Raw genomic sequence first — 22,890 nt, 5'->3', positions numbered from 1 at the left:
CTAGAAACTCAAGGTCCTGAGCACGATCATTTCGGCCTCCATCTCGGCGGCCGTGATGATTTCCTGCTCGACGATCGCGGCTTCCTTCGACGCGATGCGGGTGCCGCCTCTGGCCACCGTTGTCCCGAGCCTGGCGACGGCGCTCTCTGCTTTCGCCAGGTTGGCCGCGATGCTCGCTGCCGACCCTGGGGGCGGCGGCCTGAAGCGCGCAATGGCGGTGGGTGCGACGAATGCGACGACCGCGAGGATGGCGGTGACGCCTATCGCCGTCTGCATCTTCACGGCAGCGCCCGGCAGGCTGGCCCTCCATGCCTGGTAGATCTTCTGGGCCTCGAAATAGGCAACCCGCGCCGCTATGAAGTTCTTCAGCGCCGCCTCGGGATTTCCGGCCTTGAGCTGGATGCGCGCGCCGGAAAGCTGGGAGTAGGCTTCATCCCATATCTGCGCCGGGGGTGGCTGGGTGCTGAAAAGGTCGTTGGTCCAGTATCCCCAGAAGCCGCTGTAGGACGGGTTGTTGATCAGGTTCCGATGCATCCGGTTCTCGCCTTCGGCGAGGTCAAGCTCGCGTTCGAGCTGGTCAACGAACTCCCGGACCTTCTTCAGCTTGGCCTTGTTCAGCGCAGCCTCTTCCGCGCGCTGCTTGGCGTCTTCGACATCCTTCTTTTCCTTCTCCTTCTTCTCTTCTTCCTTTTTCTTCTTCCGGTCCTTGTGGTCCTGGACCTCATAGATGATCAGGCCGGGCCGCTGGGTTCGGCCGTAGTCGGTGCCTTCGGTGCAGACCCGGCGGGTCGGCTCCAGCATCAGTACGTGGGGCGGATACCAGCCCGCGAGATCGATGTTCCACCCCGGTTCGCCGGCCTGCGACGTGAGTTCGTTGGCTTGTTTGTAGTAGCCAAGGATCTGCTGCGCGCCCTGTTCGGCATATTGGTTGGTCTTGATTTCGTAGAAGACACGCTCGCTGCAGTCCATGATGTCCGGAGCGAGCTGGCGGGACACGCCGGAGAACTTCTTCAGCAGCGAATTGCAGGAGCCCTTGTCGGGCGCTCCCTTGGGAAGTTCTATAGCGGTGGCGCCCGGCTTGCCTCCATATTCGAACTGCGATCCGGTCAGCACTGCGTTCTTGCCGTGCGAGTCGATGTAGGCGCGTTCGATCGCGTCGTTGGCGGGCGCATAGATTTCCTGGGGGGTAGCGTCTATGCGCTTCCATTCCGGATCGCCGAGGCACTTGGTCTTGTCGGCCGAGTGCCTGAAGATCATGCGGCCGGCGGTGGCGGCCCCGCTCGTCCCTGACTGCTGCAGCACATGGGTGAGTTCGTGCGCGAGCAATCGCTTGCCTTCCGGGCTGCCGGGGGCAAACTTTCCCCGGCCGAAGGCGATGCTGGCCCCCACGGTGTAGGCATCGGCGCCGAGCGCCGCCGCCGATTCGGCCGCGGCGTCGCCGGTGTGGACCCGGACCTGGGAGAAGCTGTGGCCAAAGCGGCGCTCCATGTCGTGGCGGACAGGGGCGTCCAGCGCCCGTCCGCCGCCGGCCAGCGCCCGATCCACCGAAGCGGCGTCGACCCCATGGGCGGGCGTCGGGGCCTGGCCTACCGCGCGCTGCACGCGCACCGGTGAAGGCCTCGCGAGCGCTTCGGCAGGCCCGCCCGCCATGACCTGCGCCGAAATCCGGTCTGCCTCCCGCTCGAAGGCGTCGCCCGGTGTGCTGACGGAGAGCTTGGCCTGCGCCTTCTTTTCCGCGCAGCGGCTGCAGGTCGAGCCCTTCCGTGACGGGGCGCCGCAGGCGCACCTTCGCTGCACCGTGGCTGCCCGGCTGCAGGGCTTCGGGACGGGGGAGAGCGCGGGGTTTGCGGTCTGCTTCATTTCAGGAGGGCCTGGCTGATCCGGGTCGCCATACGGAAGCCGAGCGGGGCGGATTCCTGCCCCGGCGCGCGGCCATCGGCCAGTTTTCCGGACACGGATGCGGTGTGGTTTCCGCGCTGCAGTGCCGACGCCAGCGACGGCGCGGAAAGTTCACGCTCGAGGGCCTTCCTGAAGTCGCACAGGACGGTTTCCGCCTGCGTGCGGCTCAGGCCCCGGAGGGTCAGTTCGTCGATGACCACATGGATTCGCGGCGGCAGGCTCATGTCCAGCCCCGGATCTCGGCGTCGGCCAGGGGGCGCTCGAGCTTCCCGCCTTCGCTTTGCGCGGCCCTGAGCAGATGGCTCATCCTGAGCGGTTCACCCAGCTCGGCGGCCAGGAAGGCAGCATTCAAGGCGATGTTCCGGATGTTTCCGCCCGGAAGGTTCAGCCTCGCGAGCTTGGCGTAGTCCAGTCCTTCGACGGGTGCCTGGCGGGGGAACGCCCGTCGCCAGATGGATTCGCGCAATGCGCTGTCGGGGAAAGGAAAATTGACGATGAAGCGCAGGCGTCGCTGGAACGCCCGATCAAGCGAGGCCTTCATGTTGCTGGTGAGGACGGCCAGGCCCCGGTAAGCCTCCATGCGCTGCAGCAGGTAGCTGACTTCGATGTTCGCGTATCGGTCGTGGCTGTCCTTGACCTCGCTGCGCTTCCCGAACAGTGCATCGGCCTCGTCGAACAGCAGGATGGCGCCGCTGTCTTCTGCCGCGTCGAACACGCGGCGGAGGTTCTTCTCTGTTTCGCCGATGTACTTGCTCACCACGGCCGACAGGTCGATGCGATAGAGATCCAGCTTGAGCTCGTTCGCGAGAACTTCGGCGGCGAGGGTCTTGCCGGTGCCGCTCTCGCCGCAGAAGAGCGCGCTGACGCCCAGTCCCCGTTGGCCCTGGCGGCCGAATCCCCATTGTTCGAATACCCGGGTCTTCTGGCGCAGGTGGGCCGCAATCTGTCGGAGGGTGTTTTGCTGTCCCGTGGGAAGGACCAGGTCCTCCCATGTGGCGGTCGGCTCGATGCGTTGCGCCAGGTCGTCCAGCTGCTCGTGGCCAAAGCGCCGGCAGGCTGCCCAGATCTCGCTGCCATCGGAGACGGCCTCAGCGTCATCCGTGTCCGTCGGAAGTGACGCCGCCACTCCGCCGATCCGCCGCGCGCTCATGCGGAACTGCCCCGAAAGCGCATCGAGGGTGCCGTTCAGATGGCTCGCGCCTGCACCAAGGGCTTGCTGCCACAGCCGCTTCTGTTCATTCGGCTCCGGCTTGTCCACTGTCCAGGCCCGGCTCGGACGCTGCAGCCCGGTGGTGTCGAAGCCGGAGGTGAACAGGGGCGCTCCGAGGTTCTCGCAGAATCGGCGCCGCGACGATGCCTGCACGTCGGCGGAGCCTTGCAGCAGGAACAGGGCCGGCAACAGGCGCGATTCGCGCTCGAGCAATGCCTGTAGCAGTTCGAGCTCGAGGGGCGCGGCCGGGAGGTCGTCGGCTCGTAGCGAGTACGCATGGCATCCCGTCCTGGATGCGACTGACGCGAATACATCCTCGCGCCCCTGCGGATCGTTCCCGTCCAGGTGGACCAGTTCTCCTGCGTAGCGGCCGTCCGAGAGACGGTTTGCGATGCTTTCGATCAACGCCTCATGGCTGGCCGGCACCAGGTTTGGTCGGGCGTGCTCGGTAAGCAGGGGGCGGAGCCTCGCATCCATTGCGTTGATGCCCGCGACGAAGTGCAGGATGCGTTCGTCCACGCGGATCGGGCAGTCGACCAGGCGCTGCCCGGGTTCCACCTCGATCAGTCGCCACCGTCGCAGCGGGCGCCATGGCGTAAGGGCGCTCCAGTGGGGGTCGGAGAGCAAGGCCAACCCGAGGCCGAAGGTGACATCGCCCTGGCCGGGGATCCGCCTGTTCGAAGCGCAGGCACCGGCCAGCTGCGCATCGAGCTCAACGCCACAGCACAGAAGCAGCAGCTCCCGCTCGAACGGCGTCAGGCCGAACAACTCCGCCAACAGGTCGAGTGCGCCGGGGGACGGCATTTTCGATTGGGCAGCTTCCAGCGCGGTGCCTAGCCGCTCGCCTTCCGGGCCTTCGGCGTCCGGAACGATCCTTCGCATCAGGCAGGCGATCTCGGCGGTCAGAAGTGCTTGGTTGGCGCTGGTCCAGTCGGTGGCGTGCGCAGTCGTCATGTTATGTCGATCCTGCGGTCGAGGAACTCTGGCGGCGTCTTCATGCGATCAACCAGGTGGCTGTCCACGCCGTCCACACGCAACCGGACGAGGTGGTTGCCGAGCGGGGCGTCGTCGATCTCGAAGGTGAGCGAGTCGGCGGGAGCTGTGCGGGGATTGGCGGCTATCTCGCGGCCGCCGAGCAGAAGCGACGCTTTCTGGTTGGGCAGCACGCGGGGCCGGCACCCCAGCGTGACAACGACCTTGTCGTTCACGTCACGGACCAGTGCCGCGAGCGGCACCGCCGCGCTGGTGAACTCGGGCGCGATGCGCAGCGACAACTGGCTGGACGTGCGGGGGGCGGATTCGGTCGGACGCACGACCTGCACGGCGGCCAGGTAGACGCCGGCGGGAAGCACGGTCGTCGATACCGGCAGGTCGAATCCGACTTCCCTCGCCGAGCTCACCGAGGCTGGCGAAATGGAGTGCTCCACGCCCAGGCGCGGCGAGGTCAGCAGCAGCGCGTGTCCGGTGCCCTCCAGTGAGTGCCCGCTGAGCACGATGGCGTCGCCGAGATGGGCGGCCAGTCTGGACTCGGGCAAGGTAATGGACTCCAGCGTCGGCGAGCTCGGCATCAGGTCCGTGCGCACCAGCACACCACCTTCGCGAAGGACCAGGGGATCGACCTGGGTCGGAACCGGCTTGCCGCGACTGAGTACCGGCAGCGGCGCGCGCGATGGCCGCTGGGCCTGGATGAGAACGACGGACACGTGGTACGCCGCGGTTGGCCGGTAGCGGGCCTGCAAGGAAGTCCAGATCTTCGACATCTCGTCGGTGTTCATCTGGACCGGCGAGATCTTCAACTGTTCAAGCTGCTCGGCGAGGTCCGACGCCCGCAGCGCCTCGTAGGCACTGGGCAACGAGGCTCCGTTGACCGGCGCGCCCGGCGGGCGCAGCGCCTTGCGGATCGCCTCACGGGAAGGAAGTGGGGTTTCATGCAGTAGCTGCATGGCGTAGCCGAGCAGGATCTCCGCCTGCAGATCCACCGTTCCGTACGCCGTCACCAGGTAGTGGAGGTCGAGGGCCAGCGGCGCATTGCTGACGCGCCGACCGTCCGGTCCCCTCGAAGGCAGGTCGAGGTTGCGAAGCGCGGGGTTGTGGGTGACCTGGTGCAGGAACAGATTGATCTGCGGCTTCGCGGCCGCGCCGTCCAGGGGGATGCTGTCGGGTGCCAATGCGGTGACGGCGACTCCCTGGCCGAGCGCGTCCGTCACCTCATGGTCGATGACGCCGCTGTCGAGGAGGTCGCGGAGTATGGCCGTCACGCCGGCGATGGCGAGCGCATTGCTCATGGTGGCGTCCTGCGCCGATGCCGCAGGTAGGTTTCAAGGGACAGCGGCTTGTGCCCGACAGGGGCGGGGCGACGCTCGGCAGCCGCAGGCGCGGCCGCCGTGAGCTCGATTCGGCCGATATGGATGTGGACTTCGGGCGCGGCGCCGGCATGGGGTTCCCTGCCGACGCCGCTGCTCCGGTGCGGTGCCTCGGTGTTCCGGGTGGGCGACGGCGAAAGTGGTCCCGGGTAAACGGGAGGTTTTTTGTTGCCGGGCCCAACCGGTGCACTCGTCGTGCCGACGACGGAGGGCCGGGACGCGGCGGGCGCCGCAACCATCACCCTGTCCTGCAGCGGTGGACGCGAAGGCCCGGACGCGTCGGCCATGGCCGACGGGCTCGCCGCCGTCATCCATGCCGACGTCGGCGGACCTCCGCCCCTCCCGGGTCTGGCCAGCGCCTGGTCGGGCATCGACACTTCGATGGAGGCATGGATTCTGGCGTCGGACAGATCGTCCTGCGCCCGCCGGCGCGTGGAGGGGCGGGAGGTTTCGGGCGGGCGGCCATCAAGGCCGGCCGATGGCTCGTCAAGTCGCGGACCGGTACCTGAGTGGCGCCCCTCCATTGCCCGCAGAAGTGGATCATCGGAGTCTGCGCCGTCGCGCAGCGTCCCTGTGAAGCGCGTCGCCGTCGCGGAGCGAAGATGCGTCACGGGCCTCAGCGCCTGTTCGGCCAGCTGGCGGAAGAAGCCGGCCATCAGTGCAAACGTTCCAGATAGGCCGCGCGTCGCGCCTCACTCATGGACAGGATCGTCCGTTCGCTCCAGCCATACGCCAGCGCGAGGCGATGCACGTCGTCGAGCAGGGCCATGGCACGGGCTTCGATTTCCTCCCAGAGGAAAGCGCCGGAGTCGAAGGCCAGCGTCCACTCGCCAGCGCAGGTTTCGCAGGCGAGGCCGAGCTGTAGTTGCCGCTCCGCCGCCAACGTTGCCAGGCCCCGGTCGATATCGTCGAAATCGGCGCCGCCGGCGTGTTCCGAGTCCACGGCGCAGCGATGGAATAGCTCGAGTTCCGCGCTTTCGACATCCTGCGACCGGGCGGCTTCGATCAGGTCGCGACAACGCGGAAGCCGGAACTGCCGCCCGCGGGCGTCGGTGTAAAGCGGCGCCGGCGGAAGCGGCGCATCGCCTTGCACATCGCGGGCGTCGAACTCGACCTCGATGGCCGAGCCGCAGTGCGGGCACCGTCCCTGGCCAGACACCCTCGGCCCGAAGATCCTCCGGCGAAGCCGCAGCAGGTGCCAGTCGCGTTCGCCGAGGTCCAGGTCGGCCAGGACGTTGCCGTCCTCATCAGGCAAGGCCCATGCGAGCAGCCGCAGCGCACGTGAGGGCGGGTCGCAATGACCGGCCTGCTCCCACATCTGGAGAAGGGTTGCCGCGGCAGACTTCGCCATGGTCAGACCGCCGGTTCGGTGAACCCGATCTCGGCCGGCTCGGCCACGTCGTAGTCGCGCTCCCAGCCCTCGTTCTCGAGCTTGATGGACTGGATGGCCACGGCGTTGGCGTTGGCGTCGAGGTCGGGCAGGGCCTGGAACTCCGAAACCCAGCAGCGGTAGACCTTGTACGCGATCGCCAGCTGGCCGGCCTCGTTGTACATCTCGATGATCAGGTCCTTGCGGAAATCCTTGAGCGAGGTTTCCTTGCCCAGGCCGGAGCCGAAGTTCCAGACCTTGTTGGCCCACTTCTCGAACTCGGTGTCGTGGGTGACGCCGCGTTCGAGGGTGATGGCCTCGTACTTGCTGCGGCCGGGCGACTTGCGCGACGTGGACGGGTCGCCGCCGTTGCGGTGCTCGACCACTTCGGTGCTGCGCTTGAGCGCGCCGACCTTGGAAACGCCGGCGACGTAGCGGCCGTCCCATTTCACCCGGAACTTGAAGTTCTTGTAGGGATCGAGCCGGCGGGCGTTGACGCTGAACTGTGCCATGGTGTCCTCCTGGATTCCGGGCTCAGACCTGCGCCTGGAGCGCGATCTGCTGGATCTTGATGACCACGAACTCGGCCGGCTTCAGCGGCGCGAAGCCGACCTCGACGTTGACGATGCCGTTGTCGATGTCGGTCTGGGTGGTGGTCTCGTGGCTGCACTTGACGAAGTAGGCCTCGCGCGGCGTCGCGCCCTGGAAGGCGCCGTCGATGAACAGCGAATGCATGAACGCCCCGACGTTGAGGCGGATCTGCGCCCACAGCGGCTCGTCGTTGGGCTCGAACACCACCCACTGGGTGCCGCGGAACAGGGTTTCCTCGATGAAGAGGGCGAGGCGCCGGATCGGGATGTACTTCCACTCGCTGGCCAGGCGGTCATCGCCGCGCAGGGTGCGCGCGCCCCAGACGATGTTGCCGGCGGCCGGGAAGTTGCGCAGGCAGTTCAGGCCGAGCGGATTGAGTTCGCCGTTCTCGCTGTCGGTCAGCGGCACCGACAGCCCGGACAGGCCGTTGAGCGCGGCCTCCAGGCCGGCCGGCGCCTTCCACACGCCGCGCGAGGCGTCGGTGCGCGCCATCACGCCGGCGACCGCGCCGCAGGGCGAGAAGGTGTCGATCAGGCCGTCGCGCAGCGGATTGGGCTGGCGCAGGCGCGGGAAGTACACCGCGGCGTTGCGGCTGCGGGTGTTGAAGGCGGTGATGCCGGCCTTGGCGGTGGCGACGTCGATCCAGGTGCTGGGCGGGTCGACGATGAGGAAGGCGCGGCGGTCCTCGCAGTACTTGGCGGCATCCGCGACCAGGGCCGGGTCCACGTCCTGGTCGGCGATGCCCGAAGCCGCCAAGTAGGGCGGGATGCACAGCAGGTTGAACAGGTCCACGCGTTCGAGCGCGTACAGGCCCTTTTTCGCCGCGGCCAGGCCGGGGCCGGTGAAGCTGTTGGCGACCAGGGGCAGGCCATCGCTCGCCGGTGTGCCGACGGCGTCATTGGCGGTATTGCCGACCCAGACGCTGGTTCCGGGCGCGGGCGCCGCATGCGCGGTAGGGGCGACCAGCGGTGTCGGTGCGCGGACCAGCCGGGACTGCGCTTCCAGCAGCCGGTCGATGCGGCGCGCGCTTTCGACCACGGTGACGTTCCGGAATTCCTCTTCCACGCCGGTGCGGGTGTCGCGCACGCGCAGGTTGAACAGGTCGGTCGTGGCGACGCCGAGCTGGGCGGCGGCTTCCGTGGCGATGCTGGCGGCGACGCTTTCGATGCGCGCGCGCAGCGAATTGCCCCAGGATCCCGGAGAGGCCGCGCGCAGCTGCAGCCCGTTGGCGTCTATCGCCGCCGTCGCCGGCGGTGCGCCCGGCGCGGTATTGGTGTTGTAGAGGCGCACGACGATGGCCTTGCCGCCGCCATTGTTGAAGAAGTCGCGGACCGCGAAACCGAGCCTCGACTCTTTCCACAGGCCGCCGAACACCCGCTCGAAGTCGGCGTAGCTGCCAAGCGTCTGTGGCTCGTCGACCGGTCCGTGCATCGCGCGGCCGACGAAGGCGGTCGTGGAGGTCGCCACCCCGGTGATGGCGCGCGCCGTGCTGGGGATTTCTTCGATGTAGACGCCCGGGTGTGCAAGGGTGGCAGGCATGCGTGAACTCCTTGGGACGGGGCACGTTCACGCGCGGTGGTTCCGTGCGTCGCGCCCGCGGTGGAAGACCTCGCGCCGCAGTGGGGCGGTGCATCTGCCCGGAAGGATCGGCGGGCGGACCACTGCGTGCGGCGAACGGAATGTCCGTGTGCGATTTCAGACGACGAGCTTTCTCGCACAGTCAGGCCACGCGCCGATGACCGGAACGTGTCGCGAAGGCGTAAGTGCCGCTTGCATTCGCGGCTGCGGCGCTGTCAGCGCGGCGTTGCGGCAGGGCGCTAAGCGTTACCGCACAAGATCGCGCCAGACTGGCTTTCCGGTAAGCCGCGCTGGCGCGACGGCCGGTTTGCCTCAGGCCGGCGTGGTGTCGGCCAGCGTCGCGAGCACCTGGGCGCCGTAGCGTTCGAGCTTGGCGCCGCCGACGCCGGTGACCGTGCCCAGTTCGGCCAGCGACCGCGGGCGACGCTCCGCGATCGCCCGCAGGGTGGCGTCGTGGAAGATCACGTAGGCGGGGACCGACTGTTCGCGCGCCAGCCGGGCGCGCAGCGCGCGCAAGGCATCGAAGGCCGGCTGGTCGGCCGCCGCGACGCTGGCGGGCGGACTGGCGCCGCGGCCGCTGCGCTCGCGTTCGCGCTTGCGCGGCGATTCCTCGCGCAGCGCCACGGCCTGTTCGCCCTTGAGCACCGGTCGGCTGGCGGCGGTGAGGCGTAGCGACCCGTGGCCTTCGATGTCCACTTCCAGCAGGCCCATCGCGACGAGCTGGCGGAACACGCCCTTCCACTGCCGGGCATCGAGCTCGGCGCCGATGCCATAGGTGCTCAGCTGCTGGTGGCCGAGCTGGGCGATGCGCTCGTTGTCCACGCCGCGCAGCACGTCCACCAGGTGGGTGACGCCGAAGCGCTGGCCGGTGCGATAGACGCAGGAAAGGGCCTTCTGCGCGGCCACGGTGGCGTCCCAGGTGCGCGGCGGCTCCAGGCAGTTGTCGCAGTTTCCGCAGGCGCGCGGATAGTCCTCGCCGAAGGCCGACAGCAGGGTCTGGCGACGGCAGCGGGTGGATTCGCAGTAGCCGAGCAGGGTGTCGAGCTTGCGCCGCTCGAGCCAGCGGCGTTCTTCACCTGCCTCGGAGTTCTCGATCATCTGGCGCAGGGTCACCACGTCGCCCAGTCCGTAACACAGCCAGGCCTCGGCCGGTTCGCCGTCGCGACCGGCGCGGCCGGTTTCCTGGTAATAGCCTTCGAGCGACTTGGGAAGGTCCATGTGTGCGACGAAGCGCACGTCCGGTTTGTCGATGCCCATGCCGAAGGCGATGGTGGCGCACATCACGACGCCGTCCTCGCGCAGGAAGCGGCGCTGGTTGCGCGCCCGTACCCCGGCGTCCAGGCCGGCGTGGTAGGGCAGGGCGGTGATGCCCTGCGCCGCCAGGAACTCCGCGGTCTCCTCGACCTTCCGGCGCGACAGGCAATAGACGATGCCGGCCTCGCCGCGCCGGTCGGCCAGGAAGTCCAGCAGCTGCCGCCGGGCGTTGTCCTTCTGCACGACCCGGTAGCGGATGTTGGGCCGGTCGAAGGAGGTGATGAACTGGCGCGCGTCCTGCAGGCCCAGGCGTTCGGCGATCTCGCGCCGGGTCGGCGGGTCGGCGGTGGCGGTGAGGGCGATGCGCGGCACGTCCGGCCAGCGTTCGTGCAGCAGGTTCAGTTCGCGGTATTCGGGCCGGAAGTCGTGGCCCCACTGCGAAACGCAGTGCGCCTCGTCGATCGCGAACAGGGCGATGCGGCTGCGTTCGAGCAGGCGCAGGAAGCGGTCGGTGAGCAGGCGCTCGGGCGCGACGTAGAGCAGGTCGAGGTCGCCGGAGAGCAGGCGGGCCTCAACGGCGGAAGCCGCGTCGCCGGAGAGCGAGGAGTTCAGGTACGCCGCGCGCACGCCCAGTTGTTCCAGGGCCTCGACCTGATCCTGCATCAGCGCGATCAGCGGCGAGATCACCAGGCCGGTGCCGTCGCGCAGCAGGGCCGGGACCTGGTAACACAGCGACTTGCCGGCGCCGGTGGGCATCAACACCAGGCAGTCGTGGCCGGCGACCAGGTGTTCGACCACCGCCTGCTGCTCGCCGCGGAAACCGGGAAAACCGAAGACGCGCTGCAGCAGTTCGTGGGCGGCGGAGGACATGCCGGCAGTTTACCGGGACCGGCGCGCCGGGGCTTGGGAAATCCGCCCGGCGTGGGCCGGGCGGATTCGCAGGATCAGGCCGCGGCGGTCACTGCAGCAGGGAACGCAGCATCCAGGCGTTCTTCTCGTGGATTTGCAGGCGCTGGATCAGCAGGTCCTCGGTCGGGTTGTCGTCCGCGTCGTCGGCGATCTCCCGCACCCGGCGCGCGGTGCGGCAGACCGCCTCGTTGCCGACCACCAGCTGGCGGACCATCTCGCGCCATTCCGGGGCGCCGGGGCCGTCTTCCTCCGGGATGCTCGAGAGCTTCACGAATTCGGCATAGGAGCCCGGCGCGTTGAAGCCCAGCGCGCGGATGCGCTCGGCGATCTCGTCCAGGGCGGTCCACTGCTCGGTGTACTGGGTCATGAACATCGCGTGCAGGCTGTTGAACATCGGCCCGGTGACGTTCCAGTGGAAGTTGTGGGTCTTGAGGTAGAGCGTGTAGCTGTCGGCCAGGAAATGCGACAGGCCCTCGGCGATCTTCCTGCGGTCCTTCTCGCCGATGCCGATGTCGATGCGGGCCGCGCCGGCGGGTTGGGCGGACGTCTTGTCCGAAGCCTTGTGCGAGGTCTTGTTCGAGCGCTTGTTCGAAGCCATGGGGGATGCCTCCAGTGTAGGACGCTCCCACTTTAAGCGATGCCGCCGCAGGCGCGAATCACCCTTTCGGGATTGTTACCATAGCGTTAGATGGACTCCCGCCCCGCGCCCCTCCCCACCTTCGATGACGAGGCCGTGCTCAGCCGCGACCGCGGCCGGCTGCTGCGCCTGCTCGCCGCGGCCCGCCAGGCCCCGTCCGACGGCGGCAAGCGCGCCGCCTACGAGTCCGCGCTGGCCGTTTCCCGCGCCGCCCGCGACCAGCGCGACGCCGCGGCCCCGGTGCCCACGTTCGACGACGGCCTGCCCGTGGCCCGCGAGGCCGACACGCTGATCGAGCTGATCCGCAGGCATCCGGTGGTCGTGGTGGCCGGCGAAACCGGTTCGGGCAAGACGACCCAGCTGCCCAAGCTCTGCCTGGCGGCCGGCCGCGGCCGGGCCGGCCTGATCGGATGCACCCAGCCGCGCCGCATCGCCGCGCGCGCGGTGGCCCGGCGCGTGGCCGAGGAACTGCAGGTGTCGATGGGCGGCGCGGTCGGCTACCAGGTGCGCTTCACCGACAACGTCGGCGACGGCACCTACATCAAGTTCATGACCGACGGCATCCTGCTGGCCGAGATCCAGTCCGACCGCTGGCTGTCGAAGTACGACACGATCATCGTCGACGAGGCGCACGAGCGCAGCCTCAACATCGACTTCCTGCTGGGTTACCTCAAGAACCTGGTGGCGAAGCGGCCGGACCTGAAGCTGGTCATCACCTCGGCCACCATCGACACCTCGCGTTTCGCGAAACACTTCGGCGACGCGCCCGTGGTCAGTGTCGAAGGGCGCAGCTTTCCCGTGGAGGTGCGTTATCGGCCCGGCGACGCCGAGTCCGACGAGGACGTGCCGGCGGGCAAGGGCAGGCGGCGCGACGAGGAACGGGGTCAGGTTCACTTTTCCGGAGGCGCATCCGGAATCGCCAGAACCCGACCCCGGAAAAGTGAACCTGACCCCGTTCCGCGCGACCGCCCGCTGGCCGAAGCCATCGTCGCCGCCGCCGACGAGATCACCCGCGAGGACCCGCAGGGCGACGTGCTGGTCTTCCTGCCCGGCGAGCGCGAGATCCGCGACGCCCACGCCGCGCTCAACCGCCGCAAGTACCGCAGCACCGAAGTCATCCCGCTGTACGCGCGGCTGTCGGTGCGCGACCAGGACAAGGTCTTCAACCCCGGCCCGGGTCGGCGCATCGTGCTGGCGACGAACGTGGCCGAAACCTCGCTGACGGTGCCGCGCATCCGCTACGTCATCGACCCGGGCCTGGCGCGCGTGAAGCGCTACAGCCCGCGCGGCAAGCTCGACCGCCTGCACATCGAGCCCATCAGCCAGGCCAGCGCCGACCAGCGCAAGGGCCGCTGCGGCCGCATCGCCGCCGGCATCTGTTACCGCCTCTACGCCGAGGACGATTTCAACACCCGGCCGCGCTACACCGATCCGGAAATCCTGCGTGCGTCGCTGGCCGGCGTGATCCTGCGCATGCTCACGCTCGGCCTGGGCCGAGTGGAGGATTTCCCCTTCATCGATCCGCCCGATCCGCGGGCCATCGCCGACGGCTGGCAGACGCTGGCCGAGCTCGGCGCGGTCGACGCCGAGCGCCACCTGACGCCGACCGGCCGCGAGATGTCGCGCCTGCCGGTGGACCCGAAGCTCGCGCGCATGCTGGTGGCCGCGCGCGTGCACGGCTGCCTGGCCGAGCTGGTCGTCATCTCGTCCTTCCTCGGCATCCAGGACCCGCGCGAACGCCCGGCCGACGCGCGCGAGAAGGCCGACAATGCGCACGCCCAGTTCGGCGATCCGGACTCCGAATTCGTCGGCATCCTGAAGCTGTGGGAGGCCTATCGCGCCGCCCACGAGGACCTGACCCAGTCGAAGCTGCGCGACTGGTGCGAGAAGCGTTTCCTCGGCTTCCTGCGCATGCGCGAATGGCGCGAGCTGCATCGGCAGCTGCTGCTGGCCTGCGAGGAGATGGGCTGGGATCCCGCGGCGCGCGCCGCACCGGAGCCCGGCAGCAAGGCGGCGGTCGCGTTCAACGCCAGCCTGCACAAGGCGCTGATCGCCGGCCTGCCCTCGCAGATCGGGCATCGCAGCGAGAAGGGCCTGTATGACGCGCCGCGGCAGCGCAAGTTCCAGCTGTTTCCGGGCTCGGCCCTGGCGAAACCGCCGGCGAAGGGGACCGCCGCCGGCGCCTCGCCGGCCTGGCTGCTGGTCGCGACCCTGCTCGACACGCAGAAGGTCTGGGGCCTGACGGCGGCGAAGATCGAACCCGACTGGGTGATCGCCGAACTGCCGCACCTGCTCGCGCGCAAGCACTTCGACCCGCACTGGTCGCGGGCGCAGGGCCGGGTGGTCGGCAGCGAGCAGATCAGCCTGTTCGGACTGGTGCTGGCGCCGAAGAAGCCGGTGCACTACGGCGGCCTGTATCCGGCCGAGGCGCGCGAGATCTTCGTGCGCCAGGGCCTGGTGCCCGGCGAGGCGGACACACGCGCACCCTTCCTCAAGCGCAACCTCGCCACGCTCGAAAAGGCGCGCGAGGAGGAAGCCAAGCTGCGCCGCGCCGGCCTGGTTGCCGACGAAGACTGGCAGGCGCGCTGGTACCTCGACCGCCTGCCGCCCGAGGTCAACAGCATCGCCGGCCTCGACAGCTGGGCCGGCAAGCTGACGCCCGAGCAGAAGAAGTCGCTGGAGTGGTCGCTGGCCGACCTGCTGCCGGGCGAGGGCAGCGAGGCCGAACGTTTCCCGAAATTTTTCCCGCTCGGCGATACCCGGCTGGCGCTGCATTACCGCTTCGAGCCGGGCCATTCCGAGGACGGCGTCACCCTGGATGTGCCGCTGCATCTGCTCAAGGCGCTCGACCCGATTCGCCTGGGCTGGCTGGTGCCGGGCCTGGTGGAAGAAAAGGCGACGGCCCTGATCCGCGGCCTGCCCAAGGCCCAGCGCCGCAACTATGTGCCGGCGCCGGATTTCGCCCGGGCCTTCGCCGAGGCCTTCCCGCGCCCCGAGGCCGATTCGCTGCCGGGTACGCTGGCGCGCTTCCTGGGCAAGGCGACCGGCGTGCCCCTGTCCGCGCTGGACTTCGACGAATCGGCGCTGGAGCCGCACCTGCGCATGAACCTGCGCCTCGCCGAACGCGAGGGCAGGGTGCTGGCGCAGTCGCGCGACCTGGACGCGCTGCGCGCCCGCTTCGGCGAGCAGGCCGAACGCGCCTTCGCCGATCGTGCCGGCGAGCGCCTGGCCCGCGCGGGCCTGCGCGAATTCCCCGACGAAGCCATCCCGGCGCAGGTCCCGGGCGGCGCCGGCGTGCCGGCCTATCCGGCCCTGGTCGACGGCGGCGAGTCGGTGTCGCTGAGCGTGTTCGCCGATCCGGTGGAAGCGGCGCGCGAACACGGGCGCGGCGTGCGCCGGCTGGCGGAGTTCGCCTTGGCCGACAAGTTGCGCCAGGCGCGCAAGCAGCTGCCCGTGTCGCCGAAGCTGGCGCTGCTGTATGCGGCGATCGAGGGCTTCGTGCAGGCCGGCGCCGGCGCGCCCGCGCACGAACACCTGCGCACCGACCTGGCGCAGGCGGCTCTGAACGCCGTGCTGGCCGACGACCTGGGCGGCGTGCGCGATGCCGCGGCCTTCCGCGCCGTGGTGGAGCGCGCCGGCCGCCAGCTGTTCGCCGAAGCGATGTCGCGGCTGCAGCTGGCCGAAGCCATCCTGGGCGCCGTCGCCGAGATCAAGCCGCGGCTGGAATCACCGCTGCTGGGCTGGGCCAAGGGCAATCTCGACGATCTGAAGGCGCAGCTGGCGGGGCTGGTGCCGCCGGGTTTCCTGCGCGTCACGCCGGCGGCGTCGCTGGCGGAATACCCGCGTTACCTCAAGGCGCTGTCGCTGCGCGCCGAACGCGCACTGCGCGACCCGGTGCGCGACCAGGGCCGCATGCTCGAGCTCAAGCCCTTCAGCGATGCACTCGACGTGGCTCGCCGCAGCGGCCGCTTCGCGCGGCCGGAGTGGCAGCAATTCCGCTGGGACCTGGAGGAGCTGCGCGTGTCGCTGTTCGCGCAGGAGCTGGGCACCCGCCGCCAGGTTTCGGCCAAGCGGCTGGCGCGACAGCTCGAAGCGCTTACTTGACGCGCTTGACCTTGACGCGGGAGTTGTAGCCCTCGACCGAGAGGAACCACGCGCCGAACGCGCCGGCCTCGATCTTCACCAGCGGGCTGTCGAGCTTGACGCCGCGCAGGCGCGAACCCGGATCCACCGACTGCCAGACCTGGCCGTTGGTCAGCACGAAGCGGCCGTCGCGGCCGTCCCAGCCGGTGAACTCGCCGGCGATGCGGGTTTCGATGTCGTCGTAGTTGTTGCCGCTGCCCTCGAAGCCACGACGGTCCACCGGCGCCGGCGGCGCTGCGCTGCGGGCCACTTCGCCGACCTCCTGGCTGAGCCAGGCGTTGAGCTGGGCCAATTCCTCGGGGGTGAGCTTGTCCAGGCCGGCCGCCTTGAACTCCTTGGCGGACATGCGCTCTTCCAGCGAGGAGAACTCCTGCGCAGAAGCGGAGCCGGCGGCGAGCGCGAGCAGGACGAGGGTGGTGGTGAGCATTCGACGCATGATGGATGATCCGGACTGGTTAAACTGGCCAGTATTCGCCGGAGAGTCTAACTCCCCGGGTCATGCAGGCGCCACTTGAACCAGCCCAGCCCGCCGCCGCCGAGATCCTCCCCCTGGCTGGACAGCCCGGGCCCCGCCACGCCCCTGGCCGCCACCTTGCGCGAGGCCGCGGCGACCCTGCCGGCGTCGGCGGAGAAGGCGCAGGCCGAGCGCGTGCTCGCGACCCTGCAGCCGCTGCGCGCCGACCCCGAGGTGATGGCCGCGGCCGCGCTGCACCTGTGGCCGGCCCTGCGCGCGGCCGTGCCCGCCGCGGCGCTGGCGGCATCGCCGCGGCTGCCGCCGCTGCTGGAGGGACTGGCTGCGGCCGATCAGGTGCGGGCCCTGCACCACCAGCGCCAGGGCAAGGGCAGTGCCGAAGGCCTGCGCCGCCTGCTGCTGGCCCTGGTGCGCGACCTGCGCGCGGTGCTGGTGCTGCTGGCGATCCAGCTGGTGCGCCTGCGCGATGCCGCAAGCTTGCCGGCGGATGAACGGCTGGCCCTGGCCGAGCTCACCGCCGACATCTACGCGCCACTGGCCAACCGTCTGGGCATCTGGCAGCTCAAGTGGGAGCTCGAGGACCTGGCCTTCCGCTGGACCCAGCCCGAGACCTACCAGCGCATCGCCCGCCTGCTGGACGAAAAGCGCGGCGACCGCGAGCGCTTCATCGAAGACGCCAAGCGGCGCATGCGCGAGGCGCTGGCCGACGCCGGCATCGCCGCCGACGTCGCCGGCCGGCCCAAGCACATCTACAGCATCTGGAAGAAGATGCAGCGCAAGGGCGTGCCCTTCAGCGAGCTCTACGACATCCGTGCCGTGCGCGTGCTGGTGGACGACATTCCCGCCTGTTATGCCGCGCTGGGCCTGGTCCACCAGCTCTGGCCCTCGATACCGGGCGAGTTCGACGACTACATCGCCCACCCCAAGGGCAACGACTACCGCTCGCTGCACACCGCGGTGATCGGCCCGGGCGAGCGCACGCTGGAAGTGCAGATCCGCACCCACCAGATGCACGAACACGCCGAGCTCGGCGTCGCCGCGCACTGGCGCTACAAGGAGGGCGGCGGCGCCGACGCCAGCTTCGAGCGCAAGGTCGCCTGGATGCGGCAGCTGCTCGAGGCCCGCGACGAGGGCGAAGAGGCCCTGCTGGCAGGGTTCTCCACCGAACTGGTGGAAGACCGCGTGTATGCCCTGACGCCGCGCGGCGAGGTGATCGACCTGCCGCGTGGCGCCACCGTGCTCGACTTCGCCTACGCCGTGCACACCGAAGTCGGCCACCGCTGCCGCGGCGCCAAGGTCAACGGCCGCATCGTGCCGCTGGACCACGCGCCGGCCACCGGCGACCGCGTCGAGATCCTCACCGCCAAGGCCTCCGAGCCCCGCCGCGACTGGCTGCTGGCCAGCAACGGCTTCCTGGCCACCGGCCGCGCCCGCGACAAGGTGCGGGCCTGGTTCCACCGCATCGACCGCACCCGCAACCTGCAGGCCGGCCGCGAGCTGCTGGAGAAGGAGCTGCGCAAGGTCGCGATGATGCAGGCCGACCTCGCGCCGGTGCTGGCCAAGTTCAAGTTCGAGTCGCTCGACGACCTGCACCTGGCGCTGGCCCTGGGCGACCTCGGCCCCAGCCAGGTCAGCCGCACCCTGCACGACCACGCCCAGGCCCTGAAGGCGCCGGCCGGTCCGTCGCCGTTGCTTTCGCGCAAGCCGCAGGCCGCGCCGTCGAAGGCGCCGTTCACCGTCGAGGGCGTCGGCAACCTGCTCAGCCAGATCGCCCGCTGCTGCCAGCCGGTGCCGGGCGATCCGATCGTCGGTTACCTCACCCGCGGCCGCGGCGTCAGCATCCACCGCAGCGGCTGCGCCAGCGTGCAGCGCCTGCTGGCGCGCCAGCCCGACCGCCTGCTGCCGGTGGAATGGGGCCGGGCCAGCGCATCGAGCTACGAGGTCGACATCACCCTGCGCGCCTTCGACCGCAAGTGGCTGCTCAAGGACCTGACCAATGTGATCGCGCAGATGAGCGTGAACATCCTGGGCGTGCAGTCGCGGGTGGACGAGGCGGCCGGCATGGCCGAGCTGCGCATCGCCGTGCGCGTCGCCGACTTCGGCCAGCTCAGCGACCTGCTGGGCCGGCTCAATGCCGTACCGGGCGTGCAGGAAGCCCGCCGCATCGGCTGAACCGCGGCGGGGGCCCGGTTCAGGAGCCGCTGCTATCCTCGCGGCCATGAAGGACCGCCTGCCATGACCGACCGCCGCCCCGGCCCCGATACGACGCCGTCCCTGGGTGCCCTGGACCAGCTCGACCTGGTCCGGCCGCGTCGGGCCGCGCCGGAACCGCCGCGCCGGCGCGGCGGGCTCGTCTGGGGCCTGGTTCTGTTGGTGCTGGCGGTGATCGCGGCCGTCTGGATGCTTGGCCACTGGCGCGAGACGCTGGGCGAGCGGCTGATGCCGGCGTCGGACATCAACCGCCAGGTCGAAGCGGCGCAGCAGGCGCTGGCGCGCGGCGAGCTCACCGCACCCGACGGCAGCGGCGCGCGCGAACGGTTCCAGGCGGTGCTGGCCCTCGACCCCGACCATCCGGCCGCCCGCGCCGGACTGTCCGCGGTGCGCGATGCCGCCCTGGCCCAGGCCCGCGCGGCGCTGGATGCCGGCGACTTCGCCACGGCGCGCACCCGCCTGGACATGGCGCGTGCGATGGCGGCCCCCGCGGCCGACCTGTCCCTGCTCGAACTGGACCTGCAGCGGCTGGAAAGCACCGGTGCCGACGTCGCCGACAAGCTCGAGCGCGCCCGCGCCGCGCACGCCGCCGGGCAGCTCGAGCAGGTGCCCGACGGGGCGCTCGCGCTGTATTCGGACGTGCTGCGCCTGCAGCCCGACAACGCCCTCGCGCTCGACGGCCGCCGCGACATCCTGTCCGGCCTGCTGCGCGACGCCGATGCCGCGCTGGCCCGCGGCGATGTCGCCGCTGCCCAGGCGCTGGTCGCACGAGTGATCGAAACCGATCCCAGCCATCTGGAGCTGCCGGCGCGGCAGGCGCGGCTCGGCGAGCTGCTGTCGCAGCGCCAGCGCGCGACCGAGCAGGTGCTCGGCCGCGCGGCGCAGGCGCAGCGCGCGGGACGCCTGGAAGACGCCGCGGCCGACTACCTGTCGCTGCTGGCCGACGACCCGGCGGCCGTCGAAGCCCGCCAGGGCCTGGACGACACCGCGGCGGCCATGGCCGCGCGTGCGGGCCGCGAGGCCGCCGATTTCGATTTTGATGCTGCGGAGGCCTCGTTGCGCCTGGCCCGGCAGTGGGCGCCGCAGTCGCCGGCGATCGCTGCGGCCGAAACGCGGTTGGCGCAGTCGCGTGCGGCGCGTGAACAGGTGCCGGCCCGCGGCCAGGATCCCGCGCGCCTGCGCCGGCTGATCGAAGGCGCGCAGGCGGCGATGCGCCGCGGCGACCTGATCGATCCGCCGGGCGATTCGGCCTGGGACCAGCTGCGCGCCGCCGCGGCGATCGCGCCCGACGATGCGCAGGTGCGCGCCGCCATGGGCGAATACGACCGCCGCGCCCGCGCCTGCTTCGAGGACGAATTGGCGGGCAACCGCCTGGCCCGGGCCCAGGCCTGCCTGGACGCGCGCGCGGTCCGCGAGCGTGGCGGCGACGGCCTGTCCGGCGACCGCCGGCGCCTGGCCGACCGCTGGCTGGCGTTCGCGGAAGAGCGGCTGGGTGCCAACGAGCTCGCGCTGGCCCGCCGCGCGCTCGATTCGGCGCAGGCGCTGGACCCGACCCACCCGGGCCTGGCCGTGATCGCCGAGCGGCTGCGTCGCGCCGGCGGTTAAGCCGCCGGCGGAGTGCCGAACAGCTCGCGCAGCGTCGCGCGCACCGGTTCGGCGGAAAAGTAGCGGCGCGTATTCTCCAGGCCGCCCTGCGCCAGCCGCTGCCACAGCACCGCGTCCGAATGCAGGCGCACGACATGCTCGGCGAAGGCCTCGGCGTCGTCCGCCACCAGCACGTCCTCGCCATCGACCAGGTGCATGCCTTCGACGGCGCAGCGGGTCGCGACCACCGGCAGCCCGTGCGCCAGGCTCTGGTTGACCTTGCCTTTCACGCCGGCGCCGTAGCGAAGCGGCGCCAGGCCGACGCGGCTGGCGCCCAGCAGCGGCTCCAGGTCCGGCACGTAACCGTGGAAGGTGACGCCGGGCAGGGCGCCGAGGGCGGCCACCGATTCCGGCGCGTCGCCACCCACCAGGTGCAGCTCCACGTCGGGCAGCCGCTCGCGGATCCGCGGCAGGATGTCGTTGGCCAGCCAGAGCGCCGCGTCGACGTTGGGCGTATGGCGGTAGCCGCCGACGAACAGAAGCCCGGCCCGCTGTTCGAAGGATGGCCCCGCGCCGCGCACGTCGTGGATGTTGGACACCACGTCCACCCTGGCCTCCGGCAGCTCCTTGGCCAGCAGCGTTTTCTCCGCCTCGCTCACCACCCAGGTGCGGTCGCTCTGCGCGATCAGCCCCAGTTCGACCTTGCGCGTGCGCGCCGCGACCCTCTGCTGCGCCGGGTCGCCGCTGAGTTCGGCCTCGCGCTGTTCGCGCAGATGGTGCAGGTCGACGGTGTCGAACACGATGGTCGCCTGCGGCGCATGCAGGCGCAGCAGCGGAAGCAGCGGCGACAGCACGTAGTGCCGGCTGACGATCACCGTGTCGAAACGCCGGCCGTGCCGCGCCAGCCAGCGCGGCACGTCGCCCAGGTGCGGGTGCCACCAGGCCTCGATTCCCAGCTGCTGCAGCGCCTCGGTGTAGGCGCCGTCGTGGGCGCGGTTTTCGGGGAAGAAGGCGACGGCGCAGCCGCATTCGCGCAGCAGCCTGAGCAGGGCCAGCATGCGCACCGAGCCGGAGTCGCGGTCCGGCGTCGGCGTGCAGGCGTCAAGCAGCAGCACCTGGTGGATCCGGCCGCGCTCGCTGGCGAGTCCGGCGTCCTGGCCGGCCGGTGCGTGCGACCTGGCGAGCACCTCGCCCCAGCGCGCCAGGAACTTCTTCTGGTTCACCACCTGGTAGGCCTTGACGCCGCTGTTGAGGTCGGTGCCCGAGCTGATGCCCTCGTGGTGCACGACCACGGAGGCCGGCTGGTAGCGCACCTTGAGGCCCTTTTCGCGCACCCGCATCGCCAGGTCGGTGTCTTCGTAATAGGCCGGCGCGTAATGGCTGTCGAAGCCGCCCAGGTTCAGGAACAGGTCGCGCCGCAGCGCGATCGAGGCGCCCGAGCAGTAGTCCACTTCGCGCACGAAGTTGAAGCGGGGATGCGCGGGGTCCTCGAACCGGCCGTAGTTCCAGCCCGAACCGTCGGCGAACACAATGCCGCCGGCTTCCTGCAGCCGGCCGTCGGGATACACCAGCTTGCTGCCGGCCAGGCCGGTGTCGGGATGGGTGTCGAAGGTCGCGAGCAGGGCGTCGAGCCAGCCCGGCTGCACCGTGGTGTCGTTGTTGAGGAAGACCAGGAACTCGCCGCGCGCCATTTCGGCGCCGGCGTTGCAGGCGCCGATGAAGCCCAGGTTGTGCGGATTGCGGTGGTAGCGCAGCCCCGGAATGCCGGGCAGGACCTGCGGCGTGCTGTCGCTGGAGGCGTCGTCGACCAGGATCACCTCGAAGCTGGTCTGGTCACCGGAATCGGCCAGCGCCCGCAGGCAGGCCAGGCTGACCGGCAGGTGGTTGTAGGCCGGAACGACGATGCTGGCGCGGGGACGCGACGGCCTGGGCAGACGCAGCGGGCGTTCGCCGGAGGCCCTGGTGTTCGGCGCGGCGTCTATCGACCCCGGTACGCGGCGGCGTTCGCGCAGGCGCTGCAGGGTATGGCGCAGGCCGCGGCTGCGCAGGCTGGCGAGGCCGCGCGAAGCCAGGGAGCGCAGGTGCCGCGCGTGGTAGACCATGGCGCCGGTGTAGCCGCGCAGGCCGCCCAGCAGCCAGCGGGGCAGGGCGGTGAGGCGCCAGAAGTGGCTCTCCTCGATCCGGGCCAGCCGGGTGACGGCGTCGTCGCGCTGGCGGATCGCCACGTCGCGCTGCCGCGCCAGGTCGGTGCTGTCGCGCTGGTAATAGCCATGCGCCTCGGCCAGCTGATGGTCGAGCTGCAGGATGTACTCGCCGAGGCGGGCGATCTCCTGATCGTGCTGGTCGCGGCTGTGCGCGAGCTGCTGTTCCAGCCGGGCGTTGCGTTCGCCGAGCTTCGCAACCTCGCGATCCAGGGCGAAGGCCCAGTCCGCCCGTCGCTGCAGTTCGGCGTCGGCCTGCGCGAGTGCCGAGTCGCCCTCGACCAGGCGCCGGTGCTGCGCCGCGGCCTCCGATTCCAGCGCCAGCCGCGCCAACACCTGCGGATCGGCCGCCGGCAGGCGCAGCGGTGTCGGTTTGATGTCCAGCGCGCGGCGCCAGGACGCGGCCATGGCGGCAAGATCGGCCGGCGGCGGTGCCGGCGGGACCTGCAGCAGGTCCCGGTCGGCGGCC

General features: G+C 70.3%; 15 protein-coding genes. 3 read left to right on the top strand and 12 right to left on the bottom strand.

Going from position 1 to position 22,890, the window contains the following annotated elements:
* The 10 genes from E1B00_RS06675 to E1B00_RS06630 all read right to left on the bottom strand — a co-directional run bounded on the left by E1B00_RS06675 (window position 1) and on the right by E1B00_RS06630 (window position 11,771).
* Window positions 1-1,860, bottom strand: a complete 1,860-nt coding sequence (locus E1B00_RS06675) for an eCIS core domain-containing protein (RefSeq protein ID WP_139446872.1) — start codon at window positions 1,858-1,860, stop codon at window positions 1-3.
* Window positions 1,857-2,123, bottom strand: a complete 267-nt coding sequence (locus E1B00_RS06670; RefSeq protein WP_139446870.1) for a hypothetical protein — start codon at window positions 2,121-2,123, stop codon at window positions 1,857-1,859. Before E1B00_RS06670 ends, E1B00_RS06675 begins: the two co-directional genes overlap by 4 nt.
* The gene (locus E1B00_RS06665; protein WP_139446868.1) at window positions 2,120-4,063 is read right to left on the bottom strand and encodes an ATP-binding protein; all 1,944 of its coding nucleotides are present in this window, start codon (window positions 4,061-4,063) and stop codon (window positions 2,120-2,122) included. Before E1B00_RS06665 ends, E1B00_RS06670 begins: the two co-directional genes overlap by 4 nt.
* Window positions 4,060-5,394 (bottom strand): Pvc16 family protein, encoded by a 1,335-nt coding sequence (locus E1B00_RS06660; protein ID WP_139446866.1) that lies wholly within the window; start codon window positions 5,392-5,394, stop codon window positions 4,060-4,062. The genes E1B00_RS06665 and E1B00_RS06660 overlap by 4 nt, the downstream gene beginning before the upstream one ends.
* Entirely contained in the window at window positions 5,391-6,128 is a 738-nt protein-coding gene (locus E1B00_RS06655) for a hypothetical protein (RefSeq protein WP_139446864.1), read from the bottom strand. Before E1B00_RS06655 ends, E1B00_RS06660 begins: the two co-directional genes overlap by 4 nt.
* Window positions 6,128-6,823, bottom strand: a complete 696-nt coding sequence (locus E1B00_RS06650; protein WP_139446862.1) for a hypothetical protein — start codon at window positions 6,821-6,823, stop codon at window positions 6,128-6,130. Before E1B00_RS06650 ends, E1B00_RS06655 begins: the two co-directional genes overlap by 1 nt.
* Before the next feature lie 2 nt (window positions 6,824-6,825).
* Entirely contained in the window at window positions 6,826-7,353 is a 528-nt protein-coding gene (locus E1B00_RS06645) for a phage tail protein (RefSeq protein WP_139446860.1), read from the bottom strand.
* 22 nt (window positions 7,354-7,375) lie between these two features.
* Complete coding sequence (locus E1B00_RS06640; RefSeq protein ID WP_139446858.1) at window positions 7,376-8,971, bottom strand: phage tail sheath family protein; 1,596 nt, start codon at window positions 8,969-8,971, stop codon at window positions 7,376-7,378.
* Window positions 8,972-9,322: 351 nt separating this feature from the next.
* Window positions 9,323-11,134, bottom strand: a complete 1,812-nt coding sequence (recQ, locus tag E1B00_RS06635; protein WP_139446857.1) for a DNA helicase RecQ — start codon at window positions 11,132-11,134, stop codon at window positions 9,323-9,325.
* An 88-nt stretch (window positions 11,135-11,222) separates the two neighbouring features.
* Window positions 11,223-11,771, bottom strand: coding sequence for a Dps family protein (locus tag E1B00_RS06630; RefSeq protein ID WP_139446855.1), 549 nt, complete (start codon window positions 11,769-11,771; stop codon window positions 11,223-11,225).
* A gap of 90 nt (window positions 11,772-11,861) precedes the next feature.
* Between E1B00_RS06630 and hrpA the strand changes: the two genes are divergently transcribed.
* On the top strand, window positions 11,862-15,914 hold the full coding sequence (gene hrpA / locus E1B00_RS06625; protein WP_139446853.1) for an ATP-dependent RNA helicase HrpA: 4,053 nt from the start codon (window positions 11,862-11,864) through the stop codon (window positions 15,912-15,914).
* On the opposite strand, the gene E1B00_RS06620 is transcribed toward hrpA, so the two are convergent.
* A complete protein-coding gene (locus tag E1B00_RS06620; protein ID WP_139446851.1) occupies window positions 15,907-16,389 on the bottom strand; it encodes a hypothetical protein in 483 nt (160 codons plus the stop codon). The genes hrpA and E1B00_RS06620 overlap by 8 nt on opposite strands.
* 75 nt (window positions 16,390-16,464) lie before the next feature.
* On the opposite strand from E1B00_RS06620, the gene E1B00_RS06615 reads away from it, so the two are divergent.
* Entirely contained in the window at window positions 16,465-18,597 is a 2,133-nt protein-coding gene (locus tag E1B00_RS06615; protein WP_139446849.1) for a bifunctional (p)ppGpp synthetase/guanosine-3',5'-bis(diphosphate) 3'-pyrophosphohydrolase, read from the top strand.
* Between the two features lie 63 nt (window positions 18,598-18,660).
* Entirely contained in the window at window positions 18,661-20,241 is a 1,581-nt protein-coding gene (locus E1B00_RS06610; protein ID WP_139446847.1) for a hypothetical protein, read from the top strand.
* Here the strand turns inward: E1B00_RS06610 and E1B00_RS15780 are convergent.
* Window positions 20,238-22,322 (bottom strand): glycosyltransferase, encoded by a 2,085-nt coding sequence (locus E1B00_RS15780; RefSeq protein ID WP_246048585.1) that lies wholly within the window; start codon window positions 22,320-22,322, stop codon window positions 20,238-20,240. The genes E1B00_RS06610 and E1B00_RS15780 overlap by 4 nt on opposite strands.
* Between the last annotated feature and the right edge of the window lie 568 nt (window positions 22,323-22,890).

The organism is Arenimonas terrae (assembly GCF_006265115.1).
In the GTDB taxonomy this organism is placed as follows: domain Bacteria; phylum Pseudomonadota; class Gammaproteobacteria; order Xanthomonadales; family Xanthomonadaceae; genus Arenimonas; species Arenimonas terrae.
The sequence above is the reverse complement of the archived record's forward strand: the minus strand, read 5'-3'. Positions and strand labels throughout refer to the sequence as shown.

Coding starts and splice junctions, on each gene's coding strand:
- E1B00_RS06640 (WP_139446858.1), bottom strand. CDS start 8,971: ATGCCTGCCACCCTTGCACACCCGGGCGTCTACATCGAAGAAATCCCC.
- E1B00_RS06655 (WP_139446864.1), bottom strand. CDS start 6,128: ATGGCCGGCTTCTTCCGCCAGCTGGCCGAACAGGCGCTGAGGCCCGTG.
- E1B00_RS06670 (WP_139446870.1), bottom strand. CDS start 2,123: ATGAGCCTGCCGCCGCGAATCCATGTGGTCATCGACGAACTGACCCTC.
- E1B00_RS06645 (WP_139446860.1), bottom strand. CDS start 7,353: ATGGCACAGTTCAGCGTCAACGCCCGCCGGCTCGATCCCTACAAGAAC.
- hrpA (WP_139446853.1), top strand. CDS start 11,862: ATGGACTCCCGCCCCGCGCCCCTCCCCACCTTCGATGACGAGGCCGTG.
- E1B00_RS06610 (WP_139446847.1), top strand. CDS start 18,661: ATGACCGACCGCCGCCCCGGCCCCGATACGACGCCGTCCCTGGGTGCC.
- E1B00_RS06630 (WP_139446855.1), bottom strand. CDS start 11,771: ATGGCTTCGAACAAGCGCTCGAACAAGACCTCGCACAAGGCTTCGGAC.
- E1B00_RS06665 (WP_139446868.1), bottom strand. CDS start 4,063: ATGACGACTGCGCACGCCACCGACTGGACCAGCGCCAACCAAGCACTT.
- E1B00_RS15780 (WP_246048585.1), bottom strand. CDS start 22,322: ATGGTCTACCACGCGCGGCACCTGCGCTCCCTGGCTTCGCGCGGCCTC.
- recQ (WP_139446857.1), bottom strand. CDS start 11,134: ATGTCCTCCGCCGCCCACGAACTGCTGCAGCGCGTCTTCGGTTTTCCC.
- E1B00_RS06620 (WP_139446851.1), bottom strand. CDS start 16,389: ATGCGTCGAATGCTCACCACCACCCTCGTCCTGCTCGCGCTCGCCGCC.
- E1B00_RS06650 (WP_139446862.1), bottom strand. CDS start 6,823: ATGGCGAAGTCTGCCGCGGCAACCCTTCTCCAGATGTGGGAGCAGGCC.
- E1B00_RS06660 (WP_139446866.1), bottom strand. CDS start 5,394: ATGAGCAATGCGCTCGCCATCGCCGGCGTGACGGCCATACTCCGCGAC.
- E1B00_RS06675 (WP_139446872.1), bottom strand. CDS start 1,860: ATGAAGCAGACCGCAAACCCCGCGCTCTCCCCCGTCCCGAAGCCCTGC.